Here is an 18,809-nt window from a genome sequence, read left to right as displayed (position 1 = left end):
CGCTCAGGGCTCGCGAGGCGGCCGCGGCGTCCGGGTCTGCTGGGACAGGCGTTCGATGACCGCCAGGATGAGCGCCGACAGCAGCAGCATGCCGTGGATCACCGACATCCAGCGCAACACCTCCGGTTCGACCACCAGCCCTTCCTCCAGCTTCATGAAGATGCGCAGCAGCGCGATGGCCGAGATCGCAATGATCGATCCCATCAGCTTGGTCTTCATCGCGCCGAAGTCGACCGTGCCCATCCAGGCTGGGCGGCGTTCCTGGCCGGAATCGATCCGGGTCACGAAGTTTTCGTAACCGGCCAGCGTGACGATCAACAGCAGGTTGGCCACCAGCGACATGTCGATCAGCGACAGCGCCAGCAACACCGCGTCGGAGGGCCCCAGATCGGCAATGTGCATCACGTAGGTCGCCAGCTGGCGCAGGAACACGAACAACAGCAGCAGCAGCGCCACCACCAGCCCGAAGTAGAAAGGCGCCATGATCCATCGCGCATCGAACAGACTGCGCGATACGTTGCGGCGGAAAAGGCCGCGTAGGCGTTCCAGCGGCATGGCGGCTCAGCCCTCAGTCTTCGAACCGATCGGACACATCCGGCCCGGTATCCTCCACCAGGTCGGCGGGGCGGTTGCCGTAGATCGTATTGCGCATTTCGCGGCGTGCATCGCGGATCGCGGTGCCGTCGAGCGGACGGATCCGGATGATGCGGCAGGACTGCGGCATAGCCACGCTCATGGTGCGCGGAACCACGCTGTCCCAGCGCGCATTGACCGTGCCGAACGAATTGGTGATCTCCACCGTGTGTGCAATGGCCAGGCCTGAGCAGCGCCCACGCAGCTCCAACAGATGCCCGCGGCTCTGGGTGGTCCACACCGCCAGCGCACGGTCGCCCAGCGGCGTCCACTGGGTCTGGCGCACGAAGCGGGCGAGCTGGAAGGACTGCACCGGCGGGCCTGCGTGCTGTACGTAGAGGTTGAAGCGTTCCTGGGTGGTCATGGAAGGCGTGGTCGCGCACCCGGCCAGGGTGGCGACGGCGAGCAGGGTCATCAGCAGGGAGCGCATGACGGTTCCTTCGGCTGCACAGCGCGGTGACATGCCCGTCCGCACGGGACGGGCGTGGTCATCAGGGGTATGCCCGGGTCAGCGGCTGACGCGGGTAGTCGTACCATCACTGGAAACCCTTACGCGGTCGCCCACCCGGTAGTCGGACGGGTTGCCGTCCTGGACCACCGCGACGGTTCGTCCGTTTTCCAGCTGCACGGTGATCTCCACGCCATTGCGGGCGCCGCGTGCCAAGGCGTTGCCTGCCGCGCCACCGGCCGCCGCACCGGCGATCGCGCCGATGGTGTTGGCCCGGCTGCCGCCGCCGATGGAACTGCCGGCGACGCCACCGATGCCGGCGCCGACCAGGGTGGCCACGCCACGCGAGTCATTCTGGATCTGCACCGCGCGGATGGACTGCACGGTGCCCGTCTGCACGTCCTGGGCGCGGCCTACCTCGGAGCGGTTGAACGTGCTGGGGGTGGTGTGGGTGGCGCAGCCGCCCAACAACAGGGCAGACGCCAGCAGCGCCGTTGCGGTGCCTGCATGTCGAAGTTTCATCGTATTTCTCCATCGAATGAATGCGAGGTAGTACGGACTGGCCCGCCATCCTGGCCGAGAAAACCTGCTCCATGAGGCAGCGATTAACTACGCGACCAGTAACGGCGATGTGAAAACCTGGGCGATGCCAGCAGGCGCAACACATGCCGGGTTTTCAGGCGTTTCCGGCGACTATCCAGATTCCGACGTTCACGTGCGCATTACCTTTTTGGGAATAGTTCTGCACACATCGACGACACATCCGGTGGCCCCCGCGACGACAGGCGGAGGCTGTGCTTTCCCTGTTTATCCTTGTGAAACGGAGAGTCTGCAATGTCCAGTTCAACTGTCTATGGCGTTCATTCGGAAGTGGGCGTCCTCAAGAAGGTAATGGTGTGCGCACCCGGCATGGCGCACAGCCGGCTGACCCCGCGCAACAAGGACGACCTGCTGTTCGATGACGTGATCTGGGTCGACAACGCCAAGCGCGACCACTTCGATTTCATGTCCAAGATGCGCGCCCGGGGCGTCGACGTGGTGGAAATGCATGACCTGTTGACCGAGACGTTGGAGATCGACGATGCCCGCAACTGGATCCTCGACCACCAGATCAACGCCAACGAAGTAGGCGTGGAATTCATGTCCGAGGTGCGTGCCTACCTGCAGGCGCTGCCGGCGCGCCAGCTGGCAGAAACGCTGATCGGTGGCCTGAGCGTATTCGACCTGCCCGATGACTTTGCCGGCCCCACGCTGCAGGCCGCGCGTGCCCAGCCCGACATCGTCGGCTACCTGCTGCCGCCGCTGCCGAACACGCTGTACACCCGCGACACCACGTGCTGGATCTATCAGGGCGTGACGCTCAATCCGCTGTACTGGCCGGCGCGGCACGAGGAAACCATCCTCACCACGTCCATCTACAAATTCCATCCCGATTTCGCGACGGCCAAGTTCCCGATCTGGTTCGGTGACCCCACCCAGGACTACGGCAATGCCACGCTGGAAGGCGGCGATGTGCTGGTGCCCGGCAACGGCGTGGTGCTGGTGGGCATGAGCGAGCGCACCTCGCGCACGGCCATCACCCAGCTGGCCCAGTCGTTGTTCAAGAATGGCGCGGCCAAGCGCGTGATCGTGGCGGTGATGCCCAAGCTGCGCTCGGCAATGCACCTGGATACGGTGTTCACCTTCGCCGACCGCGACGTGGTGACGGTGTTCCCCGGTATCGTCGACCAGATCCACACCGTATCGCTGCACCCCAGCGACAAGGCGCCCGGCTTCGAGATCGTGTTCGAGAAGAAGCACTTCAACGACGTGGTCGCCGAGGCGCTGGGCTTCAAGCAGCTGCGCATCGTCGAATCGGGCGGGGACCGCTATGCGGCCGAGCGCTCGCAGTGGGACAGCGGCAACAACCTGGTGGCGATGGCGCCGGGCGTTGTGGTCGCCTACGACCGCAGCACGCAGACCAATACCGATCTGCGCAAGCAGGGGATCGAAGTGATCAGCATCGTCGGGGCCGAGCTGGGGCGTGGTCGAGGCGGCGGCCACTGCATGACGTGTCCGTTGATCCGCGACCCGGTGTCTTTCTAGGCACGGCGTTACCGACACTTCCTCGTACTGCGGCCGGCCCCGTGCCGTGCCGCCGTACGACACCGCGGAGGCCAGAGGGATGCAATCCATTGGGTGGATGGCGCGTGCATGGCTGCTGGTGGCGGTTGCGCTGGCGGCGGGCTGCGGGCGCGGCAGTGGGCCGGACGGCGGCGGGCGGCCCCCGACGCTGGTGGCGGTGGAAGTGGTCAAGGCGCAGGTCGTGCCCAACCTGGTGGAATTGCCAGGCAGGGTAGAGGCCAGCCGCTCGGCCGAAGTGCGCGCGCGTGCCGACGGCATCGTGGAGCGCCAGCTGTACGTGGACGGCACCGAAGTGCAGGCCAACGCACCGCTGTTCCAGATCGATCCGCGCGATCTGCAGGCACGCCTGCAGCAGGCGCGTGCCTCCCTCGCCTCGGCCAAGGCCGCACGGGCACAGACATCGTCCATGCGGGCACGGCTGTCCACGCTGGTGCAGCGCAAGGCGGTGAGCGTGCAGGAATACGAATCGGCACAGGCCTCGTTCCGCCAGGCCGACGCGGCGTTGATGGAGGCGCAGGCGGCGGTGGACCGCGCCACCCTGCAGCTTGACCATGCCATCGTGCGGGCGCCGATCAAGGGCCGCACCGGGCGTGCGCAGGTCAGCGAAGGCGCGCTGGTCAGCGCCGCCGCCGCAACGCTGCTGACAAGGATCGACCAGGTCGACCCGGCGTTCGTCATCTTCAACCCCTCCAACATCGCCATGAACGAGTTGGAGCGCGGCGTCGCCGACGGTCGCATCGACGTGGGCGACAACAAGCATGTGCAGGTGACCATCCTGCTGGAGGGCGGCGAACGCCTGCCTGAAGCCGGTGTGGTGGACTTCAGCGAAACCGCCATCGACCCGGCCACCGGCAGCCGCACGCTGCGCGCACGCTTCGCCAACCCCAATGGCCGGTTGCTGCCCGGCCAGTTCGTGCGCGGCATCCTGGCCATGGGCAGCATCCGCAACGGCACCAGCCTGCCCGAGCGCGCCATCCAGGTGGGCGAGGATGAAGCGTCCGTCATGCTGGTCAACGATGAAAACGTCGCCGTGCGCCGCGCCGTCACCCTGGCCGGTCAGGCCGGCGGACGCTGGGTGGTGCAGTCCGGGCTCACCCCGGGCGACAAGGTCATCGTCGATGGCTGGCACAAGATCCAGCCGGGCCAGCCAGTGGCGATCCAGAACGCTCCCGATGCCAAGGCGAAGGCCAAAGCCCCATGAGTGGCTATTTCGTCTACCGGCCGGTGCTGGCGTGGGTGATCGCGCTGTTCGCCATCCTGTTCGGTGGCATCGCGTTGATCAGCTTGCCGGTGGAGCAGTACCCGGACGTGGCGCCGCCGTCGTTGAGCATTTCGGCCACCTTCGTCGGTGCCGATGCGCAGACGCTGGACCGCACCGTCACCTCGGTGATCGAGAACGAACTGAGTGGCGTGGACGACTTCCTGTTCATGACCTCCACCAGCCGCGCCAACGGCACCGCGCAGATCCGGGTGACCTTCCGCAGCGGCACCGACCTGGATATCGCCCGTTCGCAGGTGCAGGACCGCCTGGCCCGGGTGGAGCCGCGGCTGCCCGATGAAGTGCGGCAGATGGGCGTCCGGGTCACCCAGGCCAGCAACGGCTTCCTGATGCTGATTTCGCTGCAGTCCGACAAGGGCCGCTATTCGGCACTGGAACTGGGCGACTACGCCAACAGCAATATCGCCGACGAGCTGCGTCGTGTGCATGGCGTGGGCGATGTGACGCTGTTCGGTTCCAGCTACGCGATGCGGATCTGGCTGGACCGGGAGAAGCTGGTCAGCTACGGCATCTCGCCGGGCGAGGTGATGGCGGCGGTGCGCGAGCAGAACGCGCAGACCGCCGGCGGCGGCCTGGGCCTGCAGCCGACCACGCCGTCGACCGAGACCACCGCGCAGATCGTGATGCGCGGGCGCTTCAGCACGCCCGAGCAGTTCCGCCAGGTCATCATCCGCGCCACTCCCGGGGCGGCGACGGTGCGGCTGGGCGATGTGGCGCGGGTGGAACTGGGCAACGACAACTACGCCTTCAACCTGCGCTTGAACGGGCAGGAGACCGCCGGCCTGGCGGTCTCGCTGGCGACCGGTGCGAACGCGCTCTCCACCGCCACAGCGGTGCGCCAGCGCATGAAAGACCTGGAAGCCAGCTTCCCGGACGGCATGCACTGGACTACCCCGTTCGACACTACGCCCTTCATCACCGAATCGGTCAACGGCGTGGCCGTCACCATGGTGCAGTCGCTGGTGCTGGTCTCCATCGTGGTGCTGCTGTTCCTGCAGAGCTGGCGTGCGGTGTTCGTGCCCACCATCGTGGTGCCGGTGTCGCTGCTCGGCGCGTGCCTCGGGTTGCTCGCGTTTGGCGTGTCCATCAACCTGCTGTCGCTGTTCGCCATGGTGGTGGCCATCGGCATCCTCAACGATGATGCCATCGTGATCGTCGAGAGCGTCGAGCGGATCATGCGCGAGGAAGACCTGCCGCCGCGCGAGGCCACCGCCAAGGCGATGGGGCAGCTCACCGGCGCGATCATCGCCACCACGCTGGTGCTGCTGGCGGTGTTCATTCCGATGGGCTTCTTCCCCGGCTCCGCCGGCGGCATCTACCGCCAGTTCGCGGTCACCCTGAGCGTGTCGCTGGTGGTCTCCACCATCCTCTCGTTGACCCTGGCACCGGCGATCTGCGGCGCGATGCTGCGGCCGGCCACGGAGCAGGTGGGCAAGGGCGGCCCCGGCCGCCGCCTGTTCAGCGCCATCAACACGGGCCTGGACAGCAGCACCCGCCGCTACACCGGGTGGGTCGGCAGCATGCTGCTGCGGCCCTGGCTGTGGATCGTGGTGTTCGTGGGGGTGACGCTGATCACCGGTGTACTGTACGCGCGCCTGCCCGGCGGGTTCCTGCCGACCGAGGACCAGGGCTACATCTTCGTGGCCTACAACGCCGCACCCGGCGCGACCATGGACCGCACCCGCGCGGCGGCGGAGCAGGCCGAGGCGATCCTGCGCCAGCAGCCGGAGGTTCGCAATGTCGCCACGGTGATCGGCTTCAGCTTCTTCGGCCAGGGCCAGGCGGTCGGCATGTCCTTCGTCGACCTGCATCCCTGGGCCGAGCGCAGCGGCAATGAGCGCAGCGCCATGTCGCTGGCGGCGCGCATGAGCGCGGCATTCACCCGCATCCCGCAGGCGCAGGTGTTCGCGTTGAATCCTCCTGCGATCCAGTCGCTGGGCAATGCGTCGGGCTTCAGCATGAAGATCGAAGACCGCAGCGGCATCGGTGGCCCCGGGCTGAGTGCAGCCGCCATGGGTATCACCGCGCGGGCGGCGGCGAGTGACCGGCTCACCGGTGTGCGCCCCGAAGGCATGCCGCGCGCCCCGCAGCTGTTCGTGGACATCGACCGCACCCAGGCGCGCGCACTGGGCGTGCAGCTGTCGCAGGTCAACCAGGCGCTGGGCATCATGTTCGGCTCGGCCTACGTCAACGACTTCGTGCGCCAGGGCAACGTGCTGCGGGTGTTCATTCAGGGCGACGCCGAGCAGCGCATGCGTGCCGAGGACGTGTCCGACCTGCGGGTGATTGGCAACAACGGCCAGTCCGTGCCGTTCTCCGCGTTTGCCACCACCCGCTGGACGGTCGGCGAGCAGCAGGTGGAGCGCTACAACGGGTTCCTGTCGGCCACGGTGTCGGGGCAGGGCGCGCCCGGGGTGTCCAGCGGCGCGGCCCTGCAGGAGATGGAACGCATCGCCGACGACGTGCTGCCGCCAGGCATGCGGCATGAGTGGACCGGCACCGCGCGCGAGGAGCGCGAGGCCTCCGGCCAGGTCGGCATGCTGCTGGGCCTGGCCTTCATCGTCGCCTTCCTGCTGCTGGCGGCACTGTACGAGAGCTGGGTGACCCCGGTGATCGTGCTGCTGGTGGTGCCGCTGGGCATCCTCGGCGCCGTGGTCTTCACCGGGGCGCGGGGCATGTCTGCGGATGTCTACTTCACGGTGGGCCTGGTGACCATCATTGGTCTTGCCGCGAAGAACGCGATCATGATCGTGCAGTTCGGGCTGGACGAGGAGGCGCGCGGGGTGCCGGTCAAGGACGCGGTCCTGCAGGCGGCGAGGCAGCGGCTTCGCCCGATCCTGATGACCAGCCTGACCTTCATCGTGGGCATGGTGCCGCTGGTGATCGCCACCGGGGCCGGCGCCGCCAGCCGCCAGGCGGTGGGTACCGGCGTGCTCGGCAGCATGCTCAGCGCCACCCTGTTCGGCATCTTCTTTACCCCGCTGTTCTACTTCCTGCTGCGCCGCCGCGCGCGCGCCCGCACCGTCGATCCGGCGGACGCGCCGCCTGCGCCGCCTGCAGCGAAGGAGGGCGCCGATGCCTAGGCGCATGCCCTGGCGCGCGGGTGCGGTGCTGGTGGCCTGCCAGCTGTGCGGCTGCAACCTGGCGCCCGACTATGTGCGCCCGGACGCACCGATGCCGGCGCAGTTTCCGCCGGGCTCCGCCGCGGGCGCGGCCGCGCCGACGATCGCGTGGCAGAACTTCTTCCACGACCCGGCATTGCGTGACCTGATCGGCCAGGCGTTGCTCTACAACCGCGACCTGGCTGGCGCAGCCGCGCGCATTGAACAGGCCCGTGCGCAGTTCCGCATCCAGCGCAGCCAGCGCCTGCCCGGGCTGGATGCCAGTGCCTCCGGGCAACGGCTGCGCACGCCGCTCAGCTCGGCCGACGGCGCGCCGCGGGTGACGGTGGACAGCTACGCCGTGCAGGTAGGCATTCCGTCGTTCGAGCTGGATTTCTGGGGCCGCGTGGCCAACCTCAACGAAGTCGCGCGGCGCCAGTACCTGGCCACTGTCGAGGCGCGCAACACGGCCGAGCTCTCGCTGGTGTCCAACGTGGCGGCGACCTACTACGCGGTGCGGGCGAGTGATGAGGGCATTGTGCTGGCCGAGCGTTCGCTGGCCAGCCGCAAGGAAACGCTGGAGCTGGCGCAGCTGCGCATGGACGCCGGGCTGACCTCGTCCATCGATTTCAATCAGTCCTACGCGCTGGTCACCCAGACCGAGCTGCAGCTGGCGCAGCTGCGCCGCACCCAGGGGCAGGCGTTGCAACTGCTGCAGTTCCTGGTTGGCACGCCGCTGCCGCCGACGCTGCCGGCGGGACTGCCGCTCGACCCGGGCGCACAGCTCACCCAGCTCGATCCCGGTCTGCCGTCGGCGCTGCTCGAGGCGCGCCCGGACGTGCGCCTGGCCGAACACCAGCTGAGGGCGGCCAACGCCAACATCGGCGTCGCGCGGGCCCTGTACTTCCCCATCATCGCCCTGACCGGTGCAGGGGGCTATGCCTCCAGCGACCTGTCCGGGTTGGTCTCGGACAGCAACCGGGTGTGGTCGTTCGGTGCCGGCGCGGTGCTGCCGCTGCTCGACTGGGGCGCGCGCCGCGCGCGCGTGGACGGCGCCAATGCCGGCCGCGACGAGCGCGAAGTGGCCTACCAGTCCACCGTGCAGAACGCCTTCCGCGAAGTCGCCAGCGGGCTGGTCGCCGCCGAACAGAACGACCTGCAGATCCAGGCCCAGATCCGCGCGGTGGAGGTGCAGCAGGCGCTGGTCGTCACCGCGCACGACCGCTACGACGTGGGCCTCACCCCCTACCTGGAAGTGCTCGATGCCGAGCGCAACCACTTCGCCGCCGAACAGAACCTGCTGCAGCTGCGCGCAGCCGCGTTGCAGGACGCCGTGAACCTGTACGCCGCACTGGGCGGCGGGCAGGGCGAGCGGGTGATTCCCGTCGACTGATCCATTCGTGTTTTCGACTTCCCAGCGAGGGCCGCCTTCCATGCGCATTCCCACCCGATCCCTCTGCCTGGCCGCCGTGCTGCTGCCAGGCGCCGTCGCCGCTCAGACCCGCGACGCCACCCAGGACGCGGAAATCCAGCGCCTGCGCCAGACCGTGGACATGCTCACCGCGCGCATCCAGGCCCTCGAATCCGGGCAGGCCAGCACCGCGCAGCAGGCACCCCCCAACGCGGCGCAACCGGCAACCGCGGTGGCGTCCACACCCGGCGGGGTGGGGCGGCCCACCCAGCTGGTCGAGGTGGCCTCGCCCGACGCCATGAAGGTCAAGCCTTCGCCGCTGCCGGCGCGCGACACCTTCGACGAGGACGACCAGGCCACCGCCCGCGCGGACAACGAAGTGCCGCCGGGCGATGACCTGGAAGGTTTCTTCGTGATTCCCGGCACCGAGACCTGGCTGCGGCTGGGCGGCTACGCCAAGCTGGATGCGATGTTCGACAGCGGCGATGCTGGCGTCACCGACGAATTCGTTCCCTCGTCGATTCCCGTCGATGGCGGGCGTGACAGCACCCGCTTCAACATGCACGCCCGGCAGACCCGGCTCACCTTCGAAGGGCGCCGCAATACCGATGCCGGGCAGCTGCGGTTCCTCATCCAGAACGATTTCTTCGGCTCCGGCGGCAGTTATGGCTACCGCCTGCGCCACGCCTGGGGACAGCTCGGCAATACCTACGTGGGCTTTGGCTGGTCAGCCTTCATGGACCTGGATTCCGGCCCGGATACCCTGGACTTCGCCGGCCCGCCCGCATCGCCGTTCGCCCGGTTGGCGAGCGTGCGCCAGTACTTCCCGCTGGGCAACGGCAACCAGCTGATCCTCGCCGCGGAGCATCGCGCACCGGAACTGCAGTTCTCCGGCGTCACCCAGCGCTCGCGCACCGCCGCGCCCAACCTGGTGCTGGCGGCCCGGCACGAGGCGGACTGGGGCAGCCTGCAGGCGTCGGGCCTGCTGCGTTACCTGACCTACGATTCGGCAAAAGACAGCAACGAAGGCAGTGACAGCGCCACCGCAGGCGGCTTGGCCCTCAGCGGCACCTGGGGCTGGGGCGACAACGGCGACTACATGGTGTTCGGTGCCGTCGGCGGGCAGGGCATCGGCGCCTTCATCGGCGACCTTGGCGGCCTGAATGTCGACGGCGTGGTCGATCCGCAGGGCGACCTGCAGGTGCTGCAGCAGTACGGCGGCTGGCTGGGCTATACCCACCACTGGACGCAGCGCTGGCGCTCGACCCTGACCTACAGCCGGTTGTACCTGGAGCGCGACACGCTGCTTGACCCGTCGGTGTTCCGCCGCAGCGACTACGCCGCCGCCAATATCATCTGGCAGCCGGCGCCGAGCTGGAGCTGGGGTGCGGAACTGCTGTACGGAAAACTGCAGGAGCAGAGTGGCGCCAGCGGCGATGTCTTCCGCCTGCAGACGGCCCTCAAGTACGACTTCGTGAAGTAGGGAGGGGGTCATGGCCACACGCTCGAGACAACGCCATTCCGTACCGCGCCGGCTGCGGCCCGCACTGCTGTGCGTGGCACTGGCTGCGGCAGCGCCCGTGGCCGCGCAGGATGCGATGCTGGGCAACATCTTGGAGGAGCCGGGCAGTGCAGGGCTCGGCTTCCTCAGCCGCATCGAATCATCGCCCTACAAGGGCGGCGACGACCGCATCGATCTGATGCCGCTGTATCTGTACGAGGGCGACCGCTTCTTCCTGCGCTCGAACGCGGCGGGCGTGCGCTTCACGCCACTCGAGAACCAGGGCCTGGAGCTGTTCGTGGAACGGCGGTTGGAGGGCTATCCCGAAGACGAGACACCGGACATCCTGCAGGGCATGGAAACGCGCAACAGCGAAGCCGATGTGGGCGCGCGCTACTACTTCAAGCACGACAACCACGCGCTGGATCTCACCGTCCGCCAGGACGTCTCGGGCAATTCGGACGGCACCGAAGTCCGTGCCGCCTACGGCTACACCTGGCGTGGCGACCGCTGGGCCCTCCAGCCGGTCCTGACCGTGGGCTGGCGCAGCGCCAAGCTCAACGACTACTACTTCGGCGTCGAGGACGATGAAGTCACGCCGGAACGCAGCGCGTATTCGGCAGGTAGCGGCGTGGATGTCACCGCCGGCCTGTATGGACGCTATCGCATCCTGCAGAACTGGAGCCTGGTCGGCGGCGTATTCGCCAAGCGCTATTCCAGTGCGATCCGCAACAGCCCGCTGGTGGACAGCGACATGCAGTGGGGTGGCATGGTGGGCGCCGCCTACGACTTCGGCAATGGCCAGGTGCGCTGGGACAAGGAAGACACACCGACCTACGTGAAGGTGTTCTACGGGCGCGATTCGGCCGAAGGCTGCCACCTGGTCAAGATCATGACCTTCAGCTGCGTCAGCTTGAATGACGATGATCCCACCGACATCTGGGGCGTGCACATCGGCCGCCCGTTCGTGTCGGGCCTCAACGGCTGGCCGCTGGACCTGGTCGGCTACGTGGGTGTGCTGCGCCACGACGAAAAGGGCCACCAGCCCGACGCCTGGCAGATCGATGCCTATATGAAGGGCTTCTACTACGGCTTCCCCTGGTCGCACCGGGTCAAGACCCGGATCGGCTTCGGCTTCGGCGTGTCCTACGCCGAACGCGTGCCGTATGCCGAAGCGGAGTCGCAGGCGCGTCGCGAGCGCAACACCTCCAAGCTGCTCAACTACCTGGACCCCAGCATCGATGTGAGTGTGGGCGACATCTTCGGCAGCGAACGCTGGCACGAACTCTACTTCGGCTTCGGCGTCTCGCACCGTTCAGGCATCTTCGGTTCGGCCCAGATGCTGGGCACCGTAGATGGGGGTTCCAACTACATCTACGCCTACCTGGAAGGCGCGCTCTAGCGCGCGGCTGGGGGTGTTGCGGCATCGCGATCCTGGCGAAACAACAGGGCGATGGCGATGTAGGCCGCGCCCATCGCCAGCAGCGCCAGGCCCACGCCCCACGACGCCGACGCACGGCCGGCCCAGGCCACGCCGCTGACGCTGATCGCCGCCGCGCCCAGTGCCACCACGCCGGAGGCCAGCGAGATCCAGCGTTTGCCGCCTGGCTTGAAGCGGAACGCCAGGCTGATCTGCGCGATCGCCTGCACCACCAGTACCGCCGCCACCGTGGCGGCCACCGCATACCCCGCCCAGCCGGGATGGGTATAGATGGCGATGCCGCCGATGACCTGTGCCGTGCCCAGCAGGATGGTCATGGCGAAGCTGGGCAGCCCGCGCACCAGGAAGGCTTCGGTCAGCTGGATCGCACCGGCGATCACCAGCACCCCGGCGACCAGCGCCGTCATGGTGCGCAGCATCAGCGACGAGGCATAGATGCCGAATGCCCCCACGGCCAGCAGCAGGATGCCGACGATCAGCAGGCGGGGCCAACTGGACTTCATTGCCACGCCGATGGAGTCGCGATCGTTGCCAAATCGGGAGAACACGGTCATGACAGGCCACTCCTGGAGAGACCCTCCAATTACCCACCCGGCGTCGTTATGCAGCGGTGAATCCGGCACCAGTAATTCCCGCAAACACATGGCAATCACGCGCTCGCTCCTATACCAGCGCAACAACCGCTATGGGGGCGTAGTGCCATGTTGCAGCGACTGACGGTTCGACTCCTGACTGCCGTGGTTTCCATGGGTCTGGCAGCTTCAGTGGGCGCGCATTCCGTGATGCAGGACGAGATGGGCGGTGACGCGGCGAGCGCTGCTCCCGCGAGCGCGCCGCCACCCCCCACGCTGTTCACCAACGTGCGCATCTTCGACGGCACGCATGGCCGGCTGTCCGCGCCCAGCAACGTGCTGGTGCAGGGCAACACCATTGCGCGCATTTCCGCCGGCGCTATTGATGCCCCCGGCGCGCGGCGGATCGACGGCCGCGGCCGCACCCTCATGCCCGGGCTGATCGACATGCACTGGCACAGCATGTTCGTCGGCATTCCGATCCAGACCTTGATGACGGCCGACACGGGTTACATCAACATCGTCGCCGGTGGGGAATCGCGCAAGACCCTGATGCGTGGCTTCACCACCGTGCGCGACGTGGGTGGCGCGGTGTGGGGCCTGAAGGCCGCCATCGACTCCGGCCACGTCGAGGGCCCGCGCATCTGGCCGTCCGGCGCGATGATCACCGTCACCAGCGGGCATGGCGATTTCCGTGAGGCGGCCGATCTGCCGCGCACGGTGGGCGCGCCCGGTTCCCGCCACGACGTGATCGGCGACAGCGCCATTGCCGATACCCCCGACGAGCTGCGCGTGCGCGTGCGTGAGCAGCTGATGCGTGGGGCCAGCCAGATCAAGCTCACTGCCGGTGGTGGCGTCTCCTCGCCGCACAGCCCGCTGGACGTGGTGAGCTTCTCCACGCCGGAACTTCAGGCGGCGGTGAACGCGGCCACCGACTGGGGCACGTATGTGACCGTGCATGCCTACACGCCGGAATCGATCCAGCGCTCCATCCGTGCCGGGGTCAAGTGCATCGAGCACGGCAGCCTGATGGACGACGCCACCGCGCGCCTGATCCGTGACACCGGCACCTGGCTCAGCACCCAGCCGTTCCCGCCGGAGTTGGCCAACGCCTTCCCGAAGGGTTCCGAGCAGTGGGAGAAGGCGCAGGAAGTGTTCGCCGGTACCGACCAGACCTACCGCCTGGCCATCAAGTACCGGCTGAAGACCGCCTTCGGCACCGACGTGCTGTTCTCCAGCGCGCTGGCCTCCCAGCAGAACCGCATCCTGGCCAGCCTGACACGCTGGTACACCCCCGCCGACGCGCTGGTCATGGCCACCGGCACCAACGCCCAGCTGTTGGCGCTGTCGGGAAAGCGCAGCCCCTATGCCGGGCGCGTGGGCGTGGTGGAGGAGGGGGCGCTGGCCGACCTGCTGCTGGTCAATGGGGACCCGCTGGCCGACATCAACGTCATAGCCAACCCGGAAGCCAACTTCAACGTGATCATGAAGGACGGAAAGATCTTCAAGGACGAGCGTTGAGCGACCTGCAACGGTAGCCGTTGAAGTCAGTGCGCCACGGCACCGAATGGTGGAGTGCGAATACCAAGGTTTGTACAGACGGCGCTCACCTCGTCTGCTTAAATCCTGGCAGCTTCCTCTTCAATCGGTGGCCCCCATGTCGTTCGACCAAGATGCGGATCCGTCGGAACCGTATTGCCTTGACGGGAGCACGCCTGCACTGGCGCTGATGCGCCGCTTCCGTGAGGTGACGCCCGGCGTGCTGCCGAGCGAACTGCGCGTGGCGGGATTCTCTTCGGACGAGGTCCAGGACTGTTTCGCCAGAATGCTGCTGCATGGAATGATTGTGGTCAGCAGAAGCTGCGATGCGGACGGCAACCCGTTCCGGGGCGGCGTGGTGGCGACCACGGGGCTTGGCGTTGCAGTGCTGGAAGCCGCCACGTCCACAGCGCAGGGCGGCCAGGCCGCAGGAAACCCCGTACGCGTTCAGACGCGGGCCCGGCGCAAGCGCGGCTAATTCCCCAGCAGCAGGTTTTTCAGCGCGGCCACGCCGTCCAGCACGGCCTGGCGTCGAACGGCGATATCCACCTTGTCGTTGGCCATCTCGGACGGCCGACCGGTGAGCATCAGCAGCACGCCCTCCATGCTGTGCAGCAGTTCGCGCTGTCCCTCGGTATCGCCGCGGGACGCCAACTGGTTCAGCCGCTGCATGTCGCGGTCCACTTCGGCGAACCATTCCGTGAGATGCATCCTGGCCGCGTCCATGCTGCCAAACAGGGTCAGGAGATGCTCCGCACGTGGCCCGCTGGATAGCGCGGCAGCCGGCGCAGGAGGCGCTGCCTCTACTGCCGACATCCGCGACAGCGTCAGCATGATCTTCTCGTCGAGTGCGGCGATGCGAACGGGCTTCGCGATGAAATCGTCCATGCCCGCCTCGCGGCAGCGCTCAACCTGTTCCGGGAGCGCCGCGGCCGACAGGGCAATAATGGGGAGATGGCGGCCGGTCGTACGCTCCATTCCGCGCACCCGCCTGGCCAGCTCATACCCGTCCATCTTCGGCATCTGGCAGTCGGTCAGCAGCAGGTCGTAGGTGGCATCACACAGCTCCTGCAGCGCTTCTTCGCCACTTGCGACCAAGGTGAATGCGTAGCCCAGCCGGTCGAGCTGCTGACCGATGACCAGCCGGTTGATGGACTGGTCCTCCGCAACCAGGATGCGCGCACGTTGGCGGGTGTGAGCAGCCGCAGTCACGCGTCGCACGGCGGGCAGGAGTGCGTCCATGCCGAATGCCGCACGGCAGGCATTGGTGGTGGCGCGCACCCGCAGTGGCTGGGTGTGCAGCACAAGGCGCGGGTCGACACCGGGGGGATCGCGCGCTTCTGCTCCCCAGACCAGGTGCAGGACAGGCACGCCGGGTGGCAACTCGACCGGGTCATCCGTAGCATCCACGACCAGAAGGTCCGGAACCCACGCCGTTTCAGTGCTGGCGCGCTTCGCGGTGCCGACCTCGAAGCCCAGGGCCGTCAGCGCCTGCACCACCTCGCGCCGCGAGCGCTCACTTTCGCTGCACACCAGGGCCTTCTTGCCGGCAAACGCTGAATCGCCGGTGGAGGCATGAACCACCGGCAGCGCGATGGACAGCGTTGCCACCGTGCCGGTTCCCGCTTCACTCTCTAGGCTGATCTGCCCGCCCATCAACGTCGCCAGCCGGCGGCAGATGGTCAGTCCCAGCCCGGTCCCGCCGTGGCGTCGGGACGTAGAGACATCGGCCTGGACGAAGGGACTGAAGAGATTGCCAAGCTGCCCGGCGGCGATCCCGATGCCCGTATCGCGTACGGAGAACGACAGGTGATCCTGGTTGCCGTCGTGCCGGCGCCGCTCCACATGCAGCTCCACGCCGCCCGTCTGGGTGAACTTGAGCGCGTTGCTGATCAGGTTCGTGACAATCTGGCGGATCCGCATTGCATCGCCGCTGTAGGTGTCGGCCAGCCGCCCATCCAGCACGCAGGAAAATGCCAACCCCTTGGTTCTGGCGCGGGTGGAGAACAGGCCGATGACTACATCCATCACCGCCCGCAGGTCGAAGTCCTGCACGTCCAGCTCGACCAGCCCCGACTCGATCCGGGAGAAGTCCAGGATGTCATCCAGAATCTGCAGCAGCCCGTTCGCCGAATCCTGCACGAGCGCAAGTTTCTCGGCCTGCTCCTGGTCCTGCGCATCGTCGGTGGCGAGCTCCACGAGACCGATGATCTCGGCCATCGGCGTGCGGATTTCATGGCTCATCATGGCGAGGAACGCACTTCGCGCCGCGACCGCCGCCTCGGCTTGCAGCTTGGCCTGCTGCAGCACTTCGGCCTGCTGGTGCGCGCGGGTGACGTCAATCCAGTACCCGCTCCATTCCACGCTTCCATCGTCCGTACGACGCGGTTGGCCGCCCGCGGTGCGTATCCATTTCAGCCCCTGGTTGGTGTACATCCGCAATTCAAATTCCGGCACGGGGGTCATCGTCCGGATGCCTTCCTGCAGCATCGCCTCGGTCAATGCGCGGTCGTCGGGATGCACCTGCGCGAACGCAAGCATCTCATCACCGGTGATCTGTTCGGGCGTCAGCCCGATGGTGGACAGGGTGTCGCCGGCGACGTAGGTGAAGATGCGGCGGCCCGAGGGAGGCGCCCGCAGCTGGAACACGACGGCAGGCAGCGTGCGGGTGATCTCGGCCAGCCGCTGTTCGTACAGCCGCGCCTTCGATTCGGCGACCTTGATCTTGGTGATGTCGACGGCAGCGCCGATCAGGCCCGGCCGCCCCGGCCTGAGCTCCAGGCGCTTCAGCCAGAGCAGCTCGTGGTGGAGCTGACCGGTTATGGGTGACACGATGTTCAGTTCGGCAGCGATGGCCTCGGTGGCCTGCATCGCGTCTTCCTCGATCGGGTCGAGCATGTCGAGGTCGTCCGCGGAGTGATGGCCGACCTCAAACTTGGTCCGACCGATCAGGTCTGCCGCGCGCACCCCGAAGCGCTGCTCATACGCGGGGTTCACGGAGACGTAGCGGCCCAGCTCGTCTTTCACGAAGAGTGGATAGGGAAGGGCGTCCTGCAGTGCGCTCTGGAAGCGCAACTGGCCCTCAAGCTCGGCTTCGGCGGCGCTGCGGGCCCGCACCTCGCGGCGCGTCCGCCAGTAGGCGAATCCCAGCAGGCCCACAACGGCCAGCGCGGCAAGTGCTACCGCTGCCGCCCAGCGCCAGGGGAGTCCGTACTGGTAATCGAGGGTCAACCAACGCCGACGGATCTTCTGGCGTTCTGCATCGCCGATGTTGGCCAGGGTGCGGTCGATCAGCGGCATGAGGGTCGCGTACTTCGGATCCATGCCAATGCTCAGCTCCTTGTCCAGCTCGGCAGGGCCGACAACGCGCAGCTTTCCCGCGTATCGACCCCGGATGAGCGGGTCGATCGCCGGCTGGGTGCCGATGTAGGCTTCGACACTGCCGGCCTCCAGCCTCGCCAGCCCTTCCTCGTTGGTCTGCACCTTCACCAGCGTGGTGCGTGGCAACGCCAGCCGCAACGCCTCCAGCAACGACGCCTCGGTGCGTGTGGCCACGCGCAGGCCCTTGAGGTCTTCCGTGCCGGCGATGCCCGGTCCGCTCACGCGGGCCACGATGACGGTCGGGAAGCGCTCGTAGGGGCGGCTGATCAGCATGGTCTCCGGCGAAAAATCCCCGGGTGCGGCGGCGGCGATCATATCCACCTCACGGGCAAGCACCATCTGCTGCAGGTGCCCCCAATCGCGAGCCGGCACCAGTTGCACCCGGATGCCCAGCGACACCTTCAGGAGGTTCACGTAGTCCGCAGCCAACCCGTCGAACTCGCCTGCCGAGTTGGTGAAGCTGAAGGGCGGCCGATCGCTTTCATAGCCCAGCCGGAGCGGCGGAAGGTGCGCCAGGATGGCGCGCTCCCTGGGGCTCACCACGGCCGTGGGCACGGATGACTCAACGCCGTCGTAGAGTCCCCACCGGGCACGCAGGCTGGACAGCTCTTCTGGTTTGATGCCGCTCTCTGCCTGCTTCAGCAGTTCGACCAGCGCGGGTTCCTGATTGGAGACCGCCATGCCGATCGGGAAGGACGGCAGCGAGAGCGGTTCAAGCATGACCAGATTGTTGGTCCTGCGTTGCCGCAGCAGCGTCTGGGTCCGCGCGGCGGTGGTCCCGACATAGACGTCGGCCTCGCCGCGACTCAGCATGTTCAGGGCCTGCCGGCCATCATCGGCAAGCAGGCTGACGGCGTCGGGAAAGCGCCTGGCCAGATCTGCGGCGGTCTGATGAAGCGGGCGCTCCACGACGATGCGTGCGTGCGCCAGGTCCTTCTCACTGCGGATTCGCAGGTCCCCCTGCCGCGCCACCATGTACAGGCGTCCGATCGCGTACGGCTGCAGGAACTGATAATCCCCACTCCCTCCCGGCTGCTGACGCTGAGCGACCAGGACGGGAAACTCCGCCGCCCGGGTGGCGGCCGGCAGGTTCCAGTCGTCAAACGGGATGAACGCGATCTTGAGTCCGGCGCGATTCGCGAGCAGGCGTGCGTAGTCCACCCCAAGTCCCTGCGGCTCGCCGGCGATCCATGCTTCAAACGGGAGGTGATCGCCAGCGTAGACCCCGACCCTGACCACGGGGTGCCGCTCCCGCCACGCGATGGCCGCGCGCGACGCGGTCACCGGTGCCGGATGCGCGGGCAGAATGAAAGCGAACAGCACCAGCGCACAGGCGCAGAGTGTTCGCCAACCCGGCAGCATGGAGGTCATGATGCGCC

At 67.4% G+C, this 18,809-nt stretch carries 13 protein-coding genes; 8 read left to right on the top strand and 5 right to left on the bottom strand.

From position 1 onward, the window contains the following. Positions 1–3: 3 nt before the first annotated feature. The 3 genes from ACREPD_RS08525 to ACREPD_RS08515 form a co-directional block, all read right to left on the bottom strand. The gene (locus ACREPD_RS08525; protein ID WP_431598915.1) at positions 4–555 is read right to left on the bottom strand and encodes a TIGR00645 family protein; all 552 of its coding nucleotides are present in this window, start codon (positions 553–555) and stop codon (positions 4–6) included. Between the two features lie 13 nt (positions 556–568). After that, a complete protein-coding gene (locus ACREPD_RS08520) occupies positions 569–1,063 on the bottom strand; it encodes a DUF6491 family protein (RefSeq protein ID WP_431598914.1) in 495 nt (164 codons plus the stop codon). Positions 1,064–1,141: 78 nt separating this feature from the next. After that, positions 1,142–1,603, bottom strand: a complete 462-nt coding sequence (locus ACREPD_RS08515; RefSeq protein WP_431598913.1) for a glycine zipper 2TM domain-containing protein — start codon at positions 1,601–1,603, stop codon at positions 1,142–1,144. Between the two features lie 312 nt (positions 1,604–1,915). Between ACREPD_RS08515 and arcA the strand changes: the two genes are divergently transcribed. The 6 genes from arcA to ACREPD_RS08485 all read left to right on the top strand — a co-directional run bounded on the left by arcA (position 1,916) and on the right by ACREPD_RS08485 (position 11,899). Continuing rightward, the gene (gene arcA, locus ACREPD_RS08510) at positions 1,916–3,166 is read left to right on the top strand and encodes an arginine deiminase (protein WP_431598912.1); all 1,251 of its coding nucleotides are present in this window, start codon (positions 1,916–1,918) and stop codon (positions 3,164–3,166) included. A gap of 79 nt (positions 3,167–3,245) precedes the next feature. Next, positions 3,246–4,406, top strand: a complete 1,161-nt coding sequence (locus ACREPD_RS08505) for an efflux RND transporter periplasmic adaptor subunit (protein ID WP_431598911.1) — start codon at positions 3,246–3,248, stop codon at positions 4,404–4,406. Further along, positions 4,403–7,567, top strand: coding sequence for a multidrug efflux RND transporter permease subunit (locus ACREPD_RS08500; protein WP_431598910.1), 3,165 nt, complete (start codon positions 4,403–4,405; stop codon positions 7,565–7,567). The genes ACREPD_RS08505 and ACREPD_RS08500 overlap by 4 nt, the downstream gene beginning before the upstream one ends. Continuing rightward, on the top strand, positions 7,560–8,978 hold the full coding sequence (locus ACREPD_RS08495) for an efflux transporter outer membrane subunit (protein WP_431598909.1): 1,419 nt from the start codon (positions 7,560–7,562) through the stop codon (positions 8,976–8,978). Before ACREPD_RS08500 ends, ACREPD_RS08495 begins: the two co-directional genes overlap by 8 nt. Before the next feature lie 40 nt (positions 8,979–9,018). Further along, the gene (locus ACREPD_RS08490; protein WP_431598908.1) at positions 9,019–10,479 is read left to right on the top strand and encodes a DcaP family trimeric outer membrane transporter; all 1,461 of its coding nucleotides are present in this window, start codon (positions 9,019–9,021) and stop codon (positions 10,477–10,479) included. Positions 10,480–10,489: 10 nt separating this feature from the next. After that, positions 10,490–11,899: a MipA/OmpV family protein gene (locus tag ACREPD_RS08485; protein WP_431598907.1), complete on the top strand. Its 1,410-nt coding sequence runs from the start codon at positions 10,490–10,492 to the stop codon at positions 11,897–11,899. Here ACREPD_RS08485 and ACREPD_RS08480 read toward each other — a convergent pair. After that, positions 11,896–12,492, bottom strand: coding sequence for an HdeD family acid-resistance protein (locus ACREPD_RS08480; RefSeq protein WP_431598906.1), 597 nt, complete (start codon positions 12,490–12,492; stop codon positions 11,896–11,898). The two genes, ACREPD_RS08485 and ACREPD_RS08480, sit on opposite strands and share 4 nt — an antisense overlap. Before the next feature lie 210 nt (positions 12,493–12,702). On the opposite strand from ACREPD_RS08480, the gene ACREPD_RS08475 reads away from it, so the two are divergent. Both ACREPD_RS08475 and ACREPD_RS08470 read left to right on the top strand, forming a co-directional pair. Next, positions 12,703–14,031: an amidohydrolase family protein gene (locus ACREPD_RS08475; RefSeq protein WP_431598905.1), complete on the top strand. Its 1,329-nt coding sequence runs from the start codon at positions 12,703–12,705 to the stop codon at positions 14,029–14,031. A 136-nt stretch (positions 14,032–14,167) separates the two neighbouring features. Continuing rightward, positions 14,168–14,527: a hypothetical protein gene (locus ACREPD_RS08470; protein WP_431598904.1), complete on the top strand. Its 360-nt coding sequence runs from the start codon at positions 14,168–14,170 to the stop codon at positions 14,525–14,527. On the opposite strand, the gene ACREPD_RS08465 is transcribed toward ACREPD_RS08470, so the two are convergent. Beyond that, positions 14,524–18,801, bottom strand: coding sequence for an ATP-binding protein (locus tag ACREPD_RS08465; protein WP_431598903.1), 4,278 nt, complete (start codon positions 18,799–18,801; stop codon positions 14,524–14,526). The two genes, ACREPD_RS08470 and ACREPD_RS08465, sit on opposite strands and share 4 nt — an antisense overlap. Positions 18,802–18,809 lie beyond the last annotated feature (8 nt).

It is taken from the genome of Stenotrophomonas sp. (genome assembly GCF_050737075.1).
Classification (GTDB): domain Bacteria; phylum Pseudomonadota; class Gammaproteobacteria; order Xanthomonadales; family Xanthomonadaceae; genus Stenotrophomonas.
This window is presented reverse-complemented; position numbering and strand designations above follow the sequence as displayed.